This is a genomic window from Brevibacterium sp. CSND-B09 (genome assembly GCF_052906525.1).
In genome coordinates this window covers 3,372,331-3,389,811 of sequence record NZ_JBREGI010000001.1, presented here as the reverse complement: position 1 = coordinate 3,389,811, position 17,481 = coordinate 3,372,331, and the positions used below count along the sequence as shown (strand labels likewise).

Genomic DNA, 17,481 nt, shown 5'->3' with positions numbered 1-17,481 from the left:
TCACTTCCCGAAATGGCTGAAACCGCTCGCCGGCACGGGTGTGCCGTCGAGGCTGACATCGTGTCCGGTGCGGACCTCACCGATTCTCCGCCAGCCTACTCCAGGCACGGCGGACGGCGGCGCAGACGCGGCGAAGCCGTGGTCCTCTCCCCCGTCGAGCACCCAGGACAGCGCCAGATCCTCTGCCGTCGCGGCCACCTCCGTTTTTCCGACCCCGTCGCCTGACCCTCCAGTCGCCCGTGTTTCGAGCACGAATTCGGCTGCGGGCAGCAGCGGGTCGACGAGGTCGCGCAGGAGTGATCGGTCAAGGTCGATGCCCACCCCCGAGGCGGTTGCCACCCGGGCGAGGTCGAGGCTGAGCCCGTCGGAGACGTCGATCATCGCCGAGGCCGCCCCGACCGTGCGTAGCGCACCGTAGCCAGGCTGTGGCGCCAGCTGGGTGTCGATGAGCGAGCGGAGTTCCGGTCCGGCGGTGTCAGGTCGCGCTCCGGCGAAGAGCAGGTCGAGCCCGGCGGCGGATCGACCGACCGTTCCGGCCAGGTAGAGCGAATCTCCGGGCCGGGCGCCGGAGCGCAGAATTGCGGACTCCTCCTCCACCGTCCCGAGAGCGGTGATGGCGATGACGATGAGACCCGAGGACGACAGATCCCCGCCGATGATCGGCACCGTGCAGTCCAAAGCCGTCCCTGCTCGTTCCGCTTCGTCGAAGAGCCCGGAGTACAGGGCTTCGAGGCAGGCGATGTCCGTGTCATCCGGAACGGCGACGGAAACGAGCAGTCCGTGCGGCATCGCTCCCATGGCACAGACGTCGGCGAGGTTCTGGGCCGCTGCCTTGACTCCGAGCTTTTTCCAGTCCAACCACTCGCGAGTGAAGTCCTCGTTCTCCACGAGCATGTCCGCGGTCGAGACGAGTCGACCCTCAGGTGCGGTCACGGCCGCATCATCTCCGGGTCCGACAATCACGTGCGTGCTGCTGGGGTTGCGGCCCAGCACGCGGGAGATGATGTGTGATTCGCCAAGTTCGGACAGTCGGGTCATGGCTCCAGGTTATCGGGCGATACGGTAGTCCTATGAGATCTCGCCCTGCTTCGACGCGCCGCAACGCCCGGCCCGCGCACCGTCGTCGTTCTCTCACCTTCGTCGCATTGGCCACGGTGCTCACCGGTCTGGCGGTGACCGGGTGTTCGCGCACCGTCATCGTCGAACCGGCCAAGGATGCGGCGAATCCGAAGTGTGCCGACATCCTGCTCACCCTGCCCGATGAGATCTCGGGTGAGAAGGCACGCACGACCTCCTCGCAGGGCACGAAGGCGTGGGGAGATCCCAACGTCGCGGTGCTGCGCTGCGGAGTCACTCCCCCCGGGCCGACGACGGATCAGTGCGTGAGCGTGTCCGGAGTCGATTGGATCTCGAAGCCGGTCGAGGACGACGATTCGACGTGGAGGTTCACCAGCTACGGGCGCACCCCCGCCGTCGAGGTGCTCGTCAACCGCAAGGCCGAGTCAGGCAATGACGTGCTCGCCGCGATCTCACCGACCCTGTCGAAGTTCCCTCCGGAGAACGAGTGCGTCGGAGCCGAGGACATCGCCGGCTAGAGCGCCCACCGAAGACGCGATTGCTCCACGGAGGCGGTTGCTCCGCGGCCCGCGTGCCTACTTCGCGCGGGCGTGGTCGATCAGGGCGATCGAGATGAGTTCGCCGATGAGTTCGGAGTATTCGAGTCCCGACTGCGCCCACATGAACGGGTACGCCGAGGTGGGAGTGAACCCGGGAAGGGTGTTGAGTTCGTTGATGACGACCTCGCCGGTGTCCGTGACGAAGGTGTCGACGCGGGCCAGACCGGTGCAGTCGAAGAGACGGAACACCGAGGCGGCCAACTCCTGAACCCGGGCGGTCACCGTCTCGTCGAGATCGGCCGGACAGGTGACCTCCGCGGCGGCGAGGTCGAGGTACTTGGCGTCGAAATCGTAGAAGGAGTGGTCGCCGCTCACCCGGATCTCTCCGGGAGAGGACACTCGCAGCTCCGTGTCATAGACAGAACCGAGCACGGCGCATTCGACCTCACGACCGCTGACCTCGGGTTCGACGATGACCTTGGAGTCGTGTTCGAAGGCACCGAGCAGGGCGGCTTCGAGGTCGGCCGCCTCGGCGACCCGGCTGACTCCCATGGACGATCCGGCACGGGCGGGTTTGACGAACACGGGCAGGCCGAGCGCGGCCACTCGCCTCTCCGCCTCCGCGCGGTCTGCGGCCCACATCGTCTCGGTCACGAGCTCCCACGGGCAGGTGGGGACTCCGGCGTGGGCCATGAGTGACTTCGTGTAGTGCTTGTCCATGCTCGCGGCGGAGGAGAACACTCCGGAGCCGACGAACGCGGTGTCGCTGAGTTCGAACAGTCCCTGCAGGGTTCCGTCCTCACCGAAGCGGCCGTGCAGGAGTGGGAAGAATACGTCGACGGTACCGAGTTCGGTGTAATTGCCCTCGGCATCGCGGTGCAGCAGCGGTGACCCGTCGGCAGAGACCGGAGGAATCACCTCGGTCCCATTGTCCGTGACCTCGGGCATGGCTTGCGGGTCGAAGCGCATGCTCGCCCAGTCGTCGACGACCCGCCACACACCGGTCTTCGTGATGCCGATCGGCAGAACATCGAAGGCATCGGCGTCGATGGCACCGATCACCCCGGCCGCGGTGACGCAGCTGACGGAGTGCTCGCTCGAACGGCCTCCGAAGAGGACTGCGACAAGGGGCCGGTGATCGTTGTCTGCCATGAGTTTCCTTGCTGAAGTGGTACTCCCGTGCACTCGGACCGGACACGGGTGCGCACAGCGGGTCAGGTGTGCGCGGACTGAAAGACTTTAGCTCACTTGGCCTCGTACGTGCATTCCAGCCACGCCCGGCCGATGCCCTTGAAGAACATGTTGAAGCCGGCGAAGGCAGGTGTTGCGGATTCGTCGATGCCCAGCGGTTCGGCCAGAGCGGTGACGATGAAGAAATAGCGGTGCGGTCCGTGGCCCTCCGGCGGGGCGGCACCGACGAAGCGGGGTTCGCCGGCGTCGTTGCGCAGGGTCACGGCACCGCTGGGCAGGCGGTCGGCGGCCGGGTCACCGGCGTTGGCCTCCAAGCTCGTCACCGAGGCGTCGAGGTCGGTGACGACCCAGTGCCAGAAGCCCGAGCCGGTGGGAGCGTCGGGGTCGTAGCAGGTCACGGCGAAGGCCTTGGTCTCTTCGGGGAACCCGGACCAGGACAGCTGCGGAGAGACGTCCTCACCGCCGGGCACGCCCATGGCGCCGGAGAGCTGGGGGCCGGTGAGCACCCCACCGTCTTCGATGTCGGTGCTCGTCAGCGTGAAGGTGGGAAGTTCGGGAAGGTTGAAGAACGGTGAGTTGGCGCTCATTTGTGCTCCTAGTTTTCCAGCGGGTGCCTGAGATTCGGTGTGAATCAGGCGGGTGGTCCTTCGTGCTTACGCTTCCGAGACAACAGCAATCCGGCGAGTTCGTCAACCTGCAGTTTTCCGGCGAGAACCGCACAGACCGCCTCGGTGATGGGCAGGTCGACGCCGTTGCGTCGCCCCAGGGCGAGGACGGCGGGAGCGGATTTCACGCCTTCGGCCGTCTGCGAGGTGTGGGCGATGACGTCCTCGAGGCTCATCCCCTCACCGAGGTGGCGTCCGAAGGTGCGATTGCGCGACAGGGGCGAGGCGCAGGTGGCCACGAGGTCGCCGAGCCCGGCGAGTCCGGACAGGGTGTGCGCCTCGGCGCCCATGGCCGCGGCTAGGCGAGAGGTTTCGGCGAGCCCGCGGGTGATGATCGACGCCTTCGAGTTGTCGCCGAGCTTCTGTCCGTCGGCGATGCCCACGGACAGGGCGATGATGTTCTTGATCGCACCGCCGATCTCGACGCCGACGACGTCGGTGTTCGTATACGGGCGGAAGTACGCGTTCGCGCTGATCTCCGCGACCACCTCGGCGGTGGTGATGTCGGAGGACGCGACGACGGTGGCGGTGGGCTGCCGGTCGGCGATCTCCCGCGCCAGATTGGGTCCGGAGACGACGGCGATCTGGGATTCGTCGACCTCGGCGACCTCGGCGATGACCTCGGACATGCGTTTGCCGGTGTCGACCTCGATGCCCTTCATCAGGCTCACGAGCTTCACACCCTCACGCAGATGCGGCTTCCACCGGGTGAGGTTCTCCCGCAGGGTCTGGGCGGGCACGGCGAGGACGATGACCTCGGCGTCGGTGACCGCGGCGATATCGTCAGCGGTCGCACTCAGCCCCTCGGGCAGGAGTCGCTCGCCCAGGTAGCGCTCGTTGGTGTGCGTGGAGTTGATCTCTTCGGCGACCTCGGGACGGCGGGCCCACAGGGTGACGGGGAATCCGGCGTCGGCGATGACCGCGGCGTAGGTGGTTCCCCACGATCCGGCTCCGAGGACGGTGATCTTGTCGACGCTCATTCGCCAGTCTCCTTAGCTGTGAAACGCTGCGGCAGTTCGCGTTCGGACAGTTCGGCCACCATCGCCGCCACGGTGTTCTTCACACGCTGGGAGAGGTCTCCCATCGTCTTCTTCTCAGCCCGGTGATCCCACAGATCCGAATAGTCGATGGCGGGACCGAAGGCCACGACGGAGTCATGGCTGAAGGGGCGGAAGCGGACCTTCTTCTGCCCGCGCGGGTAGACCGTGTCCAGTCCCCAGTGGGCGACGGGGATGATCGGGGCTCCGGTCTCCAGCGCCAGCCGGGCAGTGCCGGTCTTGAAGTGCTGGGGCCACAGCTCCGGGTCCTTCGTCAGCGTGCCCTCGGGGTAGATGACGACGGTCTGGCCGTTCGCCAGGGCGTCCTTCGCATATTCGAGGGAGTCCCCGGCCGAGGCCGAGGCGCGCAGCACCGGGATCTGCCCGATGGTCTTGAGGATCTTGCCGAGCACCCCGGTGAACAGCGTCGACTTCGCGAGGAAGTGCGGCATCCGACCGTTGCGCTTCAGCGCCAGCCCCACGAGGATCGGGTCGAGATGGTTGGCATGGTAGGCGGCGGCGATGATGCCCGTGCCGGCCGGCGGCAGGTGCTCGACTCCCCGCACGCTCATCTTCGTGGCCGTGCGCATGAGCCCGAAGGCCGCTGTGGCGGCGACGGTGCCGGCCCGGTTCTGGGACCGCACCGAGGCGGGATCGAAGGAGACGAGATCGTGGTCGTTCGCGTCCGGTTCGATGTCGGCGCTCATGCGGAGACCTCGGCACCGAGTCCGGTGAGTTTGTCGAGGAAGTTCTCGTAGCCGCGGTTGATGAGTTCGATGCCGTGGACTTCGCTCGCACCCTGGGCAGCCAATGCGGCGATGAGGTGGCTGAAGCCGCCGCGCAGATCGGGAACGTCGATGCGGGTGCCCTTGAGGTCGGTGGGTCCGGAGATCACGGCCGAGTGTTGGTAGTTCCGTCGTCCGAAGCGGCAGGGAGTGCCGCCGAGACATTCGCGGTAGAGCTGGATCTGCGCACCCATATCGCGCAGGGCGTCGGTGAAGCCGAAGCGGTTCTCATACACGGTCTCGTGGATGATCGACAGACCTTCGGCCTGAGTCATCGCGACGACCAACGGCTGCTGCCAGTCGGTCATGAAGCCGGGGTGGACGTCGGTTTCCAGCGCAAAGGATCGGAGTTTGCCGCCGGGGTGGCGGAAGCGGATGCCGTTCTCCTGCACATCGAATTCTCCGCCGATCTTGCGGAAGACGTTGAGGAACGTGATGAGCTCCGGCTGGCTGGCGCCTTCGACGAAGATGTCTCCGCCGGTGGCCAGTGCCGCCGAGGCCCAGGACGCGGTCTCGTTGCGGTCGGGCAGGGCGCGGTGGATGAACCCGCGGAGGGTGTCGACGCCTTCGATGCGCACAACGCGGTCGGTGTCGACGGTGATGATCGCGCCCATCTTCTGCAGCAGCGCGATGAGATCCATGATCTCCGGTTCGATGGCCGCGCCCCGCAGCTCGGTCACGCCTTCGGCGCGGACCGCGGTCAGCAGCACCTGTTCCGTGGCACCGACGGAGGGGTAGGGCAGTTCGACCTTGGTGCCCTGCAGGCGGCTGTGCGCCTTGAGCATGATGCCGCCGGGGGTCTTGTCGACCTCGGCTCCGAACTTGCGGAGCACATCGAGGTGGAAGTTGATGGGGCGGTCGCCGATATGGCAGCCGCCGAGGTCGGGGATGAACGCCTGACCGAGGCTGTGCAGGAGAGGTCCGCAGAAGAGGATCGGGATGCGAGAGGATCCGGCGTGGGCGTCGATGTCGACGATGGAGCCCTGAGCCACATCGGCCGGGTCGAGGTGGAGTTCGCCGTCGGGCTGGTCCCCGTCGGGGCCGGAGGTGACGCGGACTCCGTGGAGTTCAAGGAGTCCGGTGACGATCTCGACATCGCGGATGTTGGGCACGCCGCGCAGCACGGACGGGGTCTCACCGAGCAGAGAGGCCACCATCGCCTTGGGCACCAGGTTCTTGGCGCCGCGGACTCGGACGGTGCCGTCCAGCGGATTTCCCCCACGTACTTCGAGCATGTTCCTCCCTGATTCCGATGATCGGATCCGGGCGGGATGCCACCCGGAGACGGTGCCCCACGATTGCCGCGGGCACCGTCCTAGACTAACCCAGCCGACGGTATCCCACCGATTCGCCGAGGATGCCCACCGTCACGTCCGGACGTGTGACGGTGGGCATCCTCGGCGGGGTGGAAACGGTACGGGTGGGCCGGCTTAGGTGAGGGTCAGACCTTGGCGGGCAGGGTCGTCGGCTTGAAGGCGAAGCGGGAGGATTCGTAGGCGACGATCTCGTCTTCCTTGGCCAGGGTGAGGCTGATGTCGTCGTGGCCTTCGAGCAGGCGCCAGCGCGTGTAGTCGTCGATCTGGAAGGACACGGTGACGGTGTCGCACGTCACGGTCTTCTCGTTCAGGTCGACGGTGATCGAGGTGCCGGGATGGTTCTCGAGGATCTTCCAGATCAGTTCGATATCGGCCTGTTCGAGCTGGGCGGCCAGCAGGCCCTCTTTGCCGGAGTTGCCGCGGAAGATATCGCCGAAGCGGGAGGACAGGACGACGCGGAAGCCGTAGTCCTTGAGCGCCCAGACGGCGTGCTCGCGGGAGGAGCCGGTGCCGAAGTCGGGGCCGGCGACGAGGACGGAGCCGGATGCGAAATCGGGGTCGTTGAGGACGAAATCGTCGCCTGACCGCCACCGGTAGAACAGGGCGTCCTCGAAGCCAGTGCGGGTGACCCGCTTGAGGAACTTCGCGGGAATGATCTGGTCGGTGTCGATATTGGATCGGCGCAGAGGAACGCCGATGCCGGTGTGGGTGGTGAAAGCTTCCATGGCTCGTCCTCCTTTGTCAGTCGTTCGCCGAGACGGGTGTCAGGTTGAGGGACAGGCGGTTGTCGGCCCATTCCACGGGTTCGGCATCCCGCGGCAGGTCGGCGACGTCGCCCGGTGAGGAGAGCGTGCCGCGCACCGCGGTGGCCGCGGCCACGAGCGGTGAGACGAGGTGGGTGCGCCCGCCCTTGCCCTGGCGGCCTTCGAAGTTGCGGTTCGAGGTCGAGGCGCAGCGTTCGCCTTCGGCCAGCTGGTCCGGGTTCATCCCTAAGCACATCGAGCAGCCGGCGAAGCGCCATTCGCCGCCGAAGTCCTTGAAGATGACGTCGAGGCCCTCTTCTTCGGCCTGGAGTCGGACCTTCGCGGAGCCGGGAACGACCATGAAGCGGACGTTGTCGGCCTTCTTGCGGCCGCGGACCACCTCGGCGGCGGCCCGGAGATCTTCGATCCGGGAGTTCGTGCAGGACCCGAGGAAGACGGTGTCGACGTCGATCTCGCGCAGCGGCGTACCCGGGGTCAGGCCCATATAGGCCAGCGCATTGGCGGCTGCGGCTTTGTCGTTCTCGTCGGTGAAGTCGTCGGGGCTGGGCACGCTCGCCGACAGCGGCAGGCCCTGGCCGGGGTTCGTTCCCCAGGTGACGAAGGGTTCGATGTCTTCGGCCTTGAGGACCACCTCGGCGTCGAATTCCGCGCCTTCGTCGGTGTAGAGGGTCTTCCAGTACTCGACGGCCGCGTCCCAGTCTTCGCCTTCGGGGGCGTGGGGACGGCCCTTGACGTATTCGAAGGTCGTCTCGTCGGGGGCGACCATTCCGGCGCGGGCGCCGGCTTCGATCGACATATTGCAGATCGTCATCCGGGCTTCCATCGACAGCTGGCGGATGGCCGAGCCGCGGTATTCGAGCACGTAGCCCTGTCCCCCGCCGGTGCCGATCTTCGCGATGATGGCGAGGATGATGTCCTTGGCGCTCGAGCCTTCGGGCAGGTCGCCGTCGACGGTGATCGACATCGTCTTGAAGGGCTTGAGGCTGAGCGTCTGCGTGGCGAGCACGTGTTCGACTTCGGAGGTGCCGATGCCGAAGGCGAGCGCTCCGAAGGCGCCGTGGGTGGAGGTGTGCGAGTCGCCGCAGACGACGGTGGTGCCCGGCTGGGTCAGACCCAGCTGCGGTCCCACGACGTGGACGATTCCCTGGTCGGCGTCGCCGAGGCTGTGCAGGCGGATGCCGAATTCATCGGCGTTCTTGCGCAGGGTGTTGATCTGCGTGGCCGAGGTCGGTTCGGCGATCGGCTTGTCGATGTCCCACGTCGGGGTGTTGTGGTCCTCGGTGGCGATGGTGAGGTCGGGGCGGCGCACTGGGCGCCCGGCGAGTCGGAGTCCGTCGAAGGCCTGCGGGCTGGTCACCTCGTGGACGAGGTGGAGGTCGATGTAGATAAGGTCCGGCGCACCGTCAACACCTCGTGAGACGACGTGATCGGCCCAGACCTTCTCGGCCAATGTGCGTGGCATGGTTCCTCCCGCCGGTGCAGGGATCTCTGCACCCGATGTAGACCTGACGGGCCGAGGTACGGCGCGTCGATGAACTGCGATGTGCGCACTGGAGTGAGTGCGTATTCGAAATCTACTCGCCCGTATCGCAATGCGAACTTGCATCTCGCCCACTGAGACGCGCACAATGGTGCCTATGACAAGCAATGGTAGCGGCGTCGGGGTCATCGACAAGGCCGCAATGGTTCTCTCCGCACTTGAGGCCGGACCCGCCTCTCTCGCCGAATTGGTGACGCTGACCGGACTGGCACGCCCCACTGCCCACCGCCTGGCTGTTGCCCTCGAATTCCACCGCATCGTCGGTCGCGACCTGCAGGGACGTTTCGTCCTCGGGCCGCGTCTGGCCGAGCTGTCGTCGGCCGCCGGCGAGGACCGCCTGCTGGCCGCGGCCGGGCCGGTGCTCGGTCAGCTGCGCGATCAGACGGGTGAGTCCGCTCAGCTCTTCCGCCGTCAGGGCGATCTGCGCCTGTGCGTGGCCGCGGCCGAGCGCCCCGTGGGTCTGCGCGACTCCGTGCCGATCGGCGCGACGCTGTCGATGCGCGCCGGTTCTGCGGCTCAGGTGCTGCTGGCCTGGGAGGAGCCGGACCGTCTGCACACGGGCCTGCGCGGTGCCCGGTTCTCCGCGACCATGCTCTCCGGGGTCCGTCGCCGAGGCTGGGCCCAGTCCATCGCCGAACGCGAACGGGGCGTCGCCTCGGTGTCGGCTCCCGTGCGCGGGCCGAGCAATCGGGTGGTCGCGGCCGTCTCGATCTCCGGGCCGGTCGACCGGCTCACCCGCCAGCCCGGTCGCCTGCACGCAAAGTCGGTCATCGACGCCGCGCGTGCGCTGACCGAGGCACTCGTGCGCGGCTGAGTCCGACTCAGCTCCCATCGCACCTCGCCCAGCGGCGAACGGGTTGACCGCGGGCCCGGAGGATCATCCCTCCGGGCCCGCGGTCGTGCCTCCAGGCCCGCGGTCGTGCCTCGTCCTTGAAGTCGGCCCGACCTCCGGGCTTGTACTATGGCCCCATGATCGCCGCTCAGAGACGCAACATCATCGTCGATACGATCGAGAGAGACGGCGCCGTCTCCATCACTTCCCTGTCGGAGAAGCTCGATACTTCGGCCGTGACCATCCGCCGGGACCTCGATCAGCTCGCCGAGGAGGGCAGACTCATCCGCACCCACGGCGGCGCCGTTCTCGCCTCGAGCGCGCGGGAGTCGAGCTATGCGGAGAAGCTCGAGCAGGCTCTGGCCGAGAAGACGGCGATCGCGCGTGCTGCAGCGGCCCAGGTGCGCAACGGCGACGTCGTGGCGCTGGGGCCGGGAACGACGACCGAACTGCTGGCCAAGGAGCTCGTGACGCGTTCGGGTCTGCGCGTGGTGACGAATTCGCTGCTCGTCGCCGAGTCCATGGTCTCCTGCCCCGACAACGAGGTCATCGTCGTCGGCGGTCTGCTGCGCCATTCGATCCGGGCCTTCGTCGGCGGCGGCACTGTGTCTCAGCTGCTCGGCCTGCGCGCCGACACCGTCTTCCTCTCCGGGAACGGACTGGCCGCGGACTTCGGGCTCTCGACTCCCGCCTTTCCTGTCGCCGATACAGATCGGGCCATGGCCGCCGGGGCAGGGCGCGTCACCGCGCTCGTCGATCACACGAAGGTCGGTCTCCGCTCATCGGTGCTCACTGTTCCGACCGAGCAGATCCAGCAGCTCATCACCGATTCGAAGAGCGAGGAATCCGAACTCACCGCCCTGCGCGAGGCGGGCGTTGAGGTCGAGGTCGTCTGACCCTCGCCAGCAAACGATCAAAACTGTTCAGGTTCGATCACTAGCGATCAGGCTCACAATCCTCTAAAGTGTCCACTCGGGTGTCTTACACCACACGCAGCCATGCACTGACGCATTACGAAGCGATGCACTGACGCATATGGAGGAACCTTGGAAGCAATCCGCTTGGACGCACAGTGGATCGACTATCTGCTGATAGCGATCTACTTCATCTTCGTCCTCGGCATCGGCTGGTTCGCCAAGCGCGGGATCTCCTCGAGCATCGAGTTCCTCCTCTCCGGACGGAGCCTGCCTGCTTGGGTCACGGCCCTCGCCTTCGTCTCGGCCAACCTCGGCGCCGTGGAGATCATGGGCATGTCCGCCACGGGCGCCCAGTACGGCATGCCGACGATGCACTACTTCTGGATCGGCGCGGTCCCGGCGATGCTGTTCCTCGGCGTCGTGATGATGCCCTTCTACTACGGATCGAAGGTCCGGTCGGTTCCGGAGTTCATGCGCAAGCGCTTCGGCACGGGTGCCCACCTCGTCAACGCACTGTCCTTCGCCGTCGCACAGCTGCTCATCGCCGGCGTCAACCTGTTCCTGCTCGGCACGATCGTCAATCGACTGCTCGGCTGGCCGCTGTGGATCACCCTCATCGTCGCGGCCGCCATCGTCCTGTCCTACATCACCCTCGGCGGGCTGAGCGCGGCCATCTACAACGAGGTGCTGCAGTTCTTCGTCATCGTCGCTGCCCTCCTGCCGCTCACCCTCATCGGCCTCAACCGCGTCGGCGGCTGGGACGGGCTGGTCGACCGAGTGAGCAATGACGGAATGCTCGGCGCCGAGCAGCTGAGCAGCTGGCCCGGCGAGCAGCTCTCCGGCTTCTCCAACCCCGTGCTTTCGGTCGTCGGCATCGTCTTCGGCCTCGGCTTCGTCCTCTCCTTCGGCTACTGGACGACGAACTTCGTCGAGGTCCAGCGCGCCATGGCATCGAAGTCGATCAATGCCGCGCGCCTGACCCCGATCATCGGCGCATTCCCGAAGATGCTCATCCCCTTCATCGTCGTCGTCCCCGGCATGATCGCCGCGGTCCTCGTGCCGCAGATGACGCAGTTCAAGGAGATCTCGGCCTCCATCGACGAGGCGACCGCGCTCGAACAGACGGGAGTGACGTACAACGACGCGCTTCTGCTGCTCATGCGCGAGGTCCTGCCCAACGGTCTCCTCGGTGTGGCGATCGCCGGCCTCCTCGCCGCGTTCATGGCCGGTATGGCCGCGAACATCTCCGCGTTCAACACGGTCTTCAGCTATGACCTGTGGCAGCAGTACGTGGTCAAGGACCGCGAGGACGACTACTACCTGAAGATCGGCCGCTGGGCGACGATCGGTGCCTGTGTCGTCGCGATCTTCACGGCGCTCATCGCGGGCAACTTCTCCAACCTCATGGATTACCTGCAGACGCTGTTCGGCTTCTTCAACGCCCCGCTGTTCGCCACGTTCATCCTCGGTATGTTCTGGAAGCGGATGTCGGCGACCGCCGGTTGGGTCGGCCTCGTCGGCGGCACGCTCTCGGCCGTGTTCGTGTTCATCCTCGCCGAGACCGGAGTCCTCGATCTGCCCGGTCAGGGTGCCGCATTCCTCGCGGCCAGCACAGCGTTCGTCGTCGACATCGTCCTGTCGGTGATCGTCACCCTGTTCACCACGCCGAAGCCCGCCGCGGAGCTGCGCGGACTCGTCTACTCGGAGACCCCGAAGTCCGATTTCGAGGACCTCAGCGAACCGAAGGCGCCGTTCTGGAAGCGCCCCGTGCCCGTCGCGGGTGTCGCCCTGGTGCTCGTCATCATCCTCAACGTGACATTCGGCTGAAGGAGCCAGTGAGACCATGAGCAAATCCAACGAACTGACCAAGACCGCAGGCGCCTTCGACGTCCGCAACTTCATCGGTGCGCTGCTGGCGATCTTCGGCGTCATCCTCACGATCGCCGGAATCGTCGGCTTCACTCCCGACGAAGCAGAGCGCACCGGCGGGGTCGATGCGAACCTGTGGACCGGAATCGGCCTCATCATCGCCGCGGCCGTCTTCCTCATCTGGGCGAAGCTGCGCCCGATCCGCATCGTCGAAACTCCCGACGACACCGCAGGCGCGGCCGGCACCGACTGATCGCCTCAGTCTGCGTCGATCCGCTCAGAGCGCTGCCATCGCCGCCGCAACCTCGGGGATGTCGGCGGTCGGTACGACGGTCGAGGCGTTCTCGAGGATCAGCAGGCGGGCACCAGGAATCTCCCGGGCGAGCGCCTCTCCATTGCCCACGGGGAAGAACGGGTCACGCCTGCCGTGCATGACCAGCGTCGGCACTCGCAGCTGCGGCAGTCGTTCTCGCCAGCGTGGCTGGCAATCGAGGCGGGAGAACACCATTCCCAGCTGATCGGCCAGATGAGCTTCCGGATCCGAGTTCTGTGTCGGAACTGAGCCCTGTTCTGAATCAGAGCTCTGCGTGCGTGCCCAGATCCGCGCGGCGACTGCCCGTGCCTCTTCAGGGTCGTCGCCGAGGATCCGTGCACCTTCGGCCATATAGTCGGCCACCGAGTCGACGTCCGTCCAGTCCGGCTGCGGACGGGAGAACAACGGACCCATCGTCGCCTCATCATGATCCGGCAGGTCACCGTCGACCGGGCCGGGAGCGACCGGTCGGGTGCCGATGAGAGTGAGTGCCGAAAACGCCTTCGGATGGTCGAGAGCCGCGACCTGCGCGACCATCCCGCTGATACCGATTCCTGCGAGTTGGGCGGGTCGGCCATCGAAGGTCCGTGCGAGTTCGGCGGCATCAGCAGCAAGGTCTCGCAGGGTGTAGTCCGGTGATTCGAGGTCACCATGGCTCGAGGCCCCGGCATCCCGGAGATCGCAGCGCACAACGTGACGTCCCTGCTCTGCCAGCTGCTCGCACAGAGCATCGGGCCAGGACAGCATCGTCGGGGCACCGAGGCAGAGAACCAGCAGCGCATCCGCCTCTCCGAACTCGTCGACGCCGAGGCTCACTCCATTGACGTCGCAGATATCCATGCCGCTCCCCCGCTCCGAGTTCATCCTCGTCTGAGGTTCAAGCATGAACCGCGTTGCTTCGAGAGGTCAATGCCTGCCCGGCTCGGCTGCACCGGCGGCTCAGCCGAAACAGGTTCGGCCGATTCAGGGGCTCAGTCGAAACGGGCAGCACCCCGGCCCGCGCTGACGGCGAAGATGTCCGGCTCCCCGTAGCCGTGCTCGGCGAATGCCGCGGTGACGGCGTCGCCAACTTGAACAACCTGGTCTGCGTGGATGAGGGCGATCGCGGAACCGCCGAAGCCGCCGCCGATCATCCGCGCCCCGAGTGCTCCGGCTCCCATCGCGGCGGCAACCGCCACGTCGAGTTCGACGCACGAGACCTCGTAGTCGTGCTGCAGAGATTCGTGGGAGGCCACCAACAGGTCGCCGATGGCACTGATGCGCGCGTCATGGTCGTCGCCTGTTGATCGTTCATTGTCCTCGAGCAGTTCGACGGTGGCGCGGACCCGGGCGTTTTCGGCGATGACATGGCGCACCCGCTTGCGCTGCTCCTCTGTCAGATCGCTCAGGTCGACGTCGTCGGCGAGTTCCCGCAGACTGTCGACTCCGAAGATCGCGGCGGATTCCTCACAGGTCCTCCGCCGGGCGCCATATCCGCTTTCGCTGTGCGAGTGAGAGACTTTCGAGTCGATGACGAGGAGTCTGAGTCCCTCGGCGTCGAGGTCGAAGGGAATCTGGCGAGCACTGAGGTCGCGGCAGTCGAGGAAGAGCGCATGCCCGGCCTCGGTCATGATCGACGCGGCCTGGTCGACGATTCCTGTCGGTGCACCGACGAAGTCGTTCTCGGCTCGCTGAGTCAGCAGGACTTTCTCCCGGTCGTCGAGACCGAGGCCATACACCTCGTCGAGGGCGATGAGCACCGCGACTTCGAGTGCGTGCGATGAGGACAGTCCGGCACCGACGGGCACGGTGGATTCGATATAGAGGTCGACTCCGCCGACCACCGTGCCGGTGGTCTTCGCGATCTCATCGACGACTCCGGCAGGATGGCTCAGCCACCCGGGCAGGCTTCCGGGCACGAGTTCCGCGGCCGCGAACTGGCCGAACATTCTCTGGCCGGTGTCATCGCGATGGTCTGAAACGATGCGAATGCTCTCCCCACGCCGAGGCGGCTGCACAGTTCCCGTGTTCCCTGCGTCCTCGCCCCGCAGCCCTGGCACGTCCCCGCCTTGCCCGGCAGCGCCGTTGTCGGGTCGCCGACCGATGGCGACGTACACCGCCCGATCGATGGCGATCGGCAGGACGAAGCCGGCGTTGTAGTCGGTGTGTTCGCCGATGAAGTTCACCCTGCCTGGAGCACGGAAGGAACCAATCGGACGGTATCCGAACAGGGACTCGAACTCCTCGGCGAGGTGTTCGGGGGTCGGTGTGGATACGGCCTCGGGGGTCTCTGTGGTCATGAACGATCGTCTTCCGGGTCGAGTGCCGAAGCCGTGCTCGCGTTCGCGCTCACGGGTACGGCCGCCTCGGCGAGGGGTTCCAGGGTCACGGCTCGCAGTCTGGCTGCGGTCTCCTCGGCGGAGACGTCGCCGACGAAGGCACCCATGGCGGCCTCCGAACCGGCGAGGAACTTCAGCTTGTTCTCCGCTCTGCGGGGGCTCGTGATCTCGAGGTGGAGCCAGTCGGCGCGGCGGTCGGCACTGTTGACCGGTGCCTGGTGCCAGGCCGCGATATACGGGGTGGGACTCGGGTAGAGGCCGTCGATGCGGCGCAGCACCTCCGGATAGACGCGGGCCAGGTCGTCGCGTTCGGTCTCGTCGAGCTCGTCGACGCTTCCCACCTGGCGGTGCGGAACGAGGTGGACCTCGATCGGCCAGCGGGCCGCGAAGGGCACGAAAGCGGAGAAGTGATCGGTCTCAAGAATCATTCGCTCTCCTGCCTCGCGTTCGAAGGCGAGCACATCGCCGAGCAGCGGCCGACCGGTCCGGCGCAGGTGTTCATGCGCCCGGGCCGAGGTGATCGCGGTGTGCGGGGAGACATAGGGGTAAGCATAGATCTGACCGTGCGGGTGGTTCATCGTCACCCCGATCTCCTCCCCGCGGTTCTCGAACATGAAGACCTGTTCGATGCCCGGCAGGGCAGAGAGTTCGGCGGTCCGATCGGCCCAGGCGTCGATGACGGTGCGGGCGCGTGCGGTGCCGAGGCATGCGAAGGAGCCGGTGTGCTCCGAGGAGAAGACGACGACTTCGCAGCGGCCGTATCCCGGTCCCGACAGCGCGGAGGTCACGGTTTCGGCGGAGTCGGCGGCCGCCTCGGCGAAGGTGGTGTCCACGCTCTGAGCGGACGGAACATCACCGAGGCCGGGGCCGAGGGAGGGGAAGCGGTTCTCGAAGACGGCGACATCGAAGTCTGCCGCCGGGATCTCTGTGGGACGGTCCGGCGTCGACGGGCACAGCGGGCACTCGGCGGCGGCAGGCAGGTGGGTGCGGGTCTGTCGGTGGGTGGCCACGGAGACCCATTCGCCGGTGAGGACATCGAAGCGCAGGGTTCCACTGTCGGGCCGCGAATCGTGCGGCCGGGGGTCGGCGGCGATCGTCGGTGCAGGTGAGTCGGGGTCCTGGAAGAACAGGATCTCACGACCATCGGACAGGTTCGCCCGGCGATGCGACGCTGGCATCAGACCTCCCAAAAGTTATCATTTTCGATCATAATGCTAACATTCGGCGGCCCGGATGCGTACGGACGGCGTAGAATATCTGCAACTGTTCTTCCCGCGCTCGAGCACCCTGGAGACCTATGACCGCCACCATCGAACTCGCCTGTGACGAGTCAGCGGCGGTCATCTCCCCCATCGGCGCGAGCCTGGTGCGCTTCAACGTCGGCGATCGTCCGGTCGTGGTGCCGATGAACGCGTTCGACGGAGCCGTGCTCGCCCCCTGGCCGAACCGGATCGATGGGGGTCGCTACGACTTCGCCGGGGACAGCTACCGGCTGCCGATCACCGAGCCCGAGCGGGGTACTGCCTTGCACGGCCTCGTCGCCGATGTCGAATGGTCCGTAGTCGAGCGCACCGAGTCGACGGTCAGTCTCGCATTCACGCTAGAGCCGACGGAGGGGTATCCGTTCAGGTTCGATCTGCAGGTGGATTTCGAACTCGCCGAGGCGGAGCTGCGCATGCGCGCACGTGCCCTGAACACGGGGTCGGCTCCCGCACCGTTCGGTTTCGGATTTCATCCGTGGCTCTCCCCGGGCACGGCCCCATCGGGTACAACCGACCCCGTTGACGGTGCCCTTGTCGACGAGGCTCAGCTCGTCATTCCCGCTGCGCGCTGGTACGAGACCGATGAGCGGCTCATCCCCACGGCTGTTCGCCCCTTCGATGACGGCACTGCCGTCCCGGCCGATCATGCCTCCGATGATTCCGCATGCATGGTGTGCAAGGACTTCCGGGCGCTGCGCCTCATCGGCGGCACGATCCTCGATGATGCGTACGGCTCACCTCGGCGCGGTGACGACGGATGGTCGCGGGCACGGCTGAAGGGTGCAGATCTGCGCGAGGTCGTCGTCGGGATGGGGCCAGGGTTCCGCACCTGGCAGGCGTGTACGGGCGACGGCCTCGATGAGGATCTGGCACGTCGGGCGATTGCGATCGAGCCGATGACCTGTCCCCCGAATGCATTCGCAGCGGGCGAAGCCGGCGAGGACTTCGACGTCGTCGCCCCGGGTGACGAGCTTGTCGTCGAGTGGAGCATCGCTCTGACCGGGGCAGACGACACTTCGTGCTTCCTTCCGAAATGACAGTCGCCCTGCCGCGAGT

The 17,481-nt window shown here is 66.4% G+C and carries 17 protein-coding genes; 6 read left to right on the top strand and 11 right to left on the bottom strand.

Features of this window, described 5'->3' with window-relative positions:
* Positions 1-1,038 (bottom strand): thiamine-phosphate kinase, encoded by a 1,038-nt coding sequence (gene thiL, locus ACU4IU_RS15160; protein WP_139468829.1) that lies wholly within the window; start codon positions 1,036-1,038, stop codon positions 1-3.
* Between the two features lie 32 nt (positions 1,039-1,070).
* On the opposite strand from thiL, the gene ACU4IU_RS15155 reads away from it, so the two are divergent.
* The gene (locus ACU4IU_RS15155) at positions 1,071-1,595 is read left to right on the top strand and encodes a DUF3515 domain-containing protein (protein ID WP_139468830.1); all 525 of its coding nucleotides are present in this window, start codon (positions 1,071-1,073) and stop codon (positions 1,593-1,595) included.
* Positions 1,596-1,652: 57 nt separating this feature from the next.
* Here ACU4IU_RS15155 and ACU4IU_RS15150 read toward each other — a convergent pair whose 3' ends face one another.
* The 7 genes from ACU4IU_RS15150 to leuC all read right to left on the bottom strand — a co-directional run bounded on the left by ACU4IU_RS15150 (position 1,653) and on the right by leuC (position 8,836).
* A complete protein-coding gene (locus tag ACU4IU_RS15150) occupies positions 1,653-2,768 on the bottom strand; it encodes a D-alanine--D-alanine ligase family protein (protein WP_446657197.1) in 1,116 nt (371 codons plus the stop codon).
* A gap of 92 nt (positions 2,769-2,860) precedes the next feature.
* A complete protein-coding gene (locus tag ACU4IU_RS15145) occupies positions 2,861-3,394 on the bottom strand; it encodes a YbhB/YbcL family Raf kinase inhibitor-like protein (protein ID WP_139468832.1) in 534 nt (177 codons plus the stop codon).
* A 44-nt stretch (positions 3,395-3,438) separates the two neighbouring features.
* A complete protein-coding gene (locus ACU4IU_RS15140) occupies positions 3,439-4,452 on the bottom strand; it encodes an NAD(P)H-dependent glycerol-3-phosphate dehydrogenase (protein WP_139468833.1) in 1,014 nt (337 codons plus the stop codon).
* Entirely contained in the window at positions 4,449-5,216 is a 768-nt protein-coding gene (locus ACU4IU_RS15135) for a lysophospholipid acyltransferase family protein (RefSeq protein WP_139468834.1), read from the bottom strand. Before ACU4IU_RS15135 ends, ACU4IU_RS15140 begins: the two co-directional genes overlap by 4 nt.
* The gene (murA, locus tag ACU4IU_RS15130) at positions 5,213-6,529 is read right to left on the bottom strand and encodes a UDP-N-acetylglucosamine 1-carboxyvinyltransferase (RefSeq protein ID WP_139468835.1); all 1,317 of its coding nucleotides are present in this window, start codon (positions 6,527-6,529) and stop codon (positions 5,213-5,215) included. Before murA ends, ACU4IU_RS15135 begins: the two co-directional genes overlap by 4 nt.
* A gap of 206 nt (positions 6,530-6,735) precedes the next feature.
* Positions 6,736-7,335, bottom strand: coding sequence for a 3-isopropylmalate dehydratase small subunit (gene leuD, locus ACU4IU_RS15125; protein ID WP_139468836.1), 600 nt, complete (start codon positions 7,333-7,335; stop codon positions 6,736-6,738).
* A gap of 16 nt (positions 7,336-7,351) precedes the next feature.
* Positions 7,352-8,836: a 3-isopropylmalate dehydratase large subunit gene (leuC, locus tag ACU4IU_RS15120; RefSeq protein ID WP_446657196.1), complete on the bottom strand. Its 1,485-nt coding sequence runs from the start codon at positions 8,834-8,836 to the stop codon at positions 7,352-7,354.
* Between the two features lie 175 nt (positions 8,837-9,011).
* On the opposite strand from leuC, the gene ACU4IU_RS15115 reads away from it, so the two are divergent.
* The 4 genes from ACU4IU_RS15115 (at position 9,012) to ACU4IU_RS15100 (ending at position 12,785) form a co-directional block, all read left to right on the top strand.
* Positions 9,012-9,728, top strand: coding sequence for an IclR family transcriptional regulator (locus ACU4IU_RS15115; RefSeq protein WP_025777351.1), 717 nt, complete (start codon positions 9,012-9,014; stop codon positions 9,726-9,728).
* Between the two features lie 155 nt (positions 9,729-9,883).
* Positions 9,884-10,642 carry a DeoR/GlpR family DNA-binding transcription regulator gene (locus tag ACU4IU_RS15110; protein ID WP_446657195.1) on the top strand — a complete coding sequence of 253 codons (759 nt, stop codon included), beginning with the start codon at positions 9,884-9,886 and terminating at the stop codon, positions 10,640-10,642.
* A gap of 150 nt (positions 10,643-10,792) precedes the next feature.
* The gene (locus ACU4IU_RS15105; protein WP_139468839.1) at positions 10,793-12,490 is read left to right on the top strand and encodes a sodium:solute symporter family protein; all 1,698 of its coding nucleotides are present in this window, start codon (positions 10,793-10,795) and stop codon (positions 12,488-12,490) included.
* 16 nt (positions 12,491-12,506) lie between these two features.
* Positions 12,507-12,785 (top strand): hypothetical protein, encoded by a 279-nt coding sequence (locus ACU4IU_RS15100; RefSeq protein ID WP_446657194.1) that lies wholly within the window; start codon positions 12,507-12,509, stop codon positions 12,783-12,785.
* Positions 12,786-12,809: 24 nt separating this feature from the next.
* Here ACU4IU_RS15100 and ACU4IU_RS15095 read toward each other — a convergent pair whose 3' ends face one another.
* The 3 genes from ACU4IU_RS15095 to galT all read right to left on the bottom strand — a co-directional run bounded on the left by ACU4IU_RS15095 (position 12,810) and on the right by galT (position 16,341).
* Entirely contained in the window at positions 12,810-13,685 is an 876-nt protein-coding gene (locus ACU4IU_RS15095) for an alpha/beta fold hydrolase (RefSeq protein WP_446657193.1), read from the bottom strand.
* A gap of 131 nt (positions 13,686-13,816) precedes the next feature.
* Positions 13,817-15,124, bottom strand: coding sequence for a galactokinase (locus tag ACU4IU_RS15090; protein ID WP_446657192.1), 1,308 nt, complete (start codon positions 15,122-15,124; stop codon positions 13,817-13,819).
* On the bottom strand, positions 15,121-16,341 hold the full coding sequence (gene galT / locus ACU4IU_RS15085) for a galactose-1-phosphate uridylyltransferase (protein WP_446657191.1): 1,221 nt from the start codon (positions 16,339-16,341) through the stop codon (positions 15,121-15,123). The genes ACU4IU_RS15090 and galT overlap by 4 nt, the downstream gene beginning before the upstream one ends.
* 119 nt (positions 16,342-16,460) lie before the next feature.
* On the opposite strand from galT, the gene ACU4IU_RS15080 reads away from it, so the two are divergent.
* A complete protein-coding gene (locus ACU4IU_RS15080) occupies positions 16,461-17,462 on the top strand; it encodes an aldose 1-epimerase family protein (RefSeq protein ID WP_446657190.1) in 1,002 nt (333 codons plus the stop codon).
* The last annotated feature ends 19 nt before the right edge of the window (positions 17,463-17,481 follow it).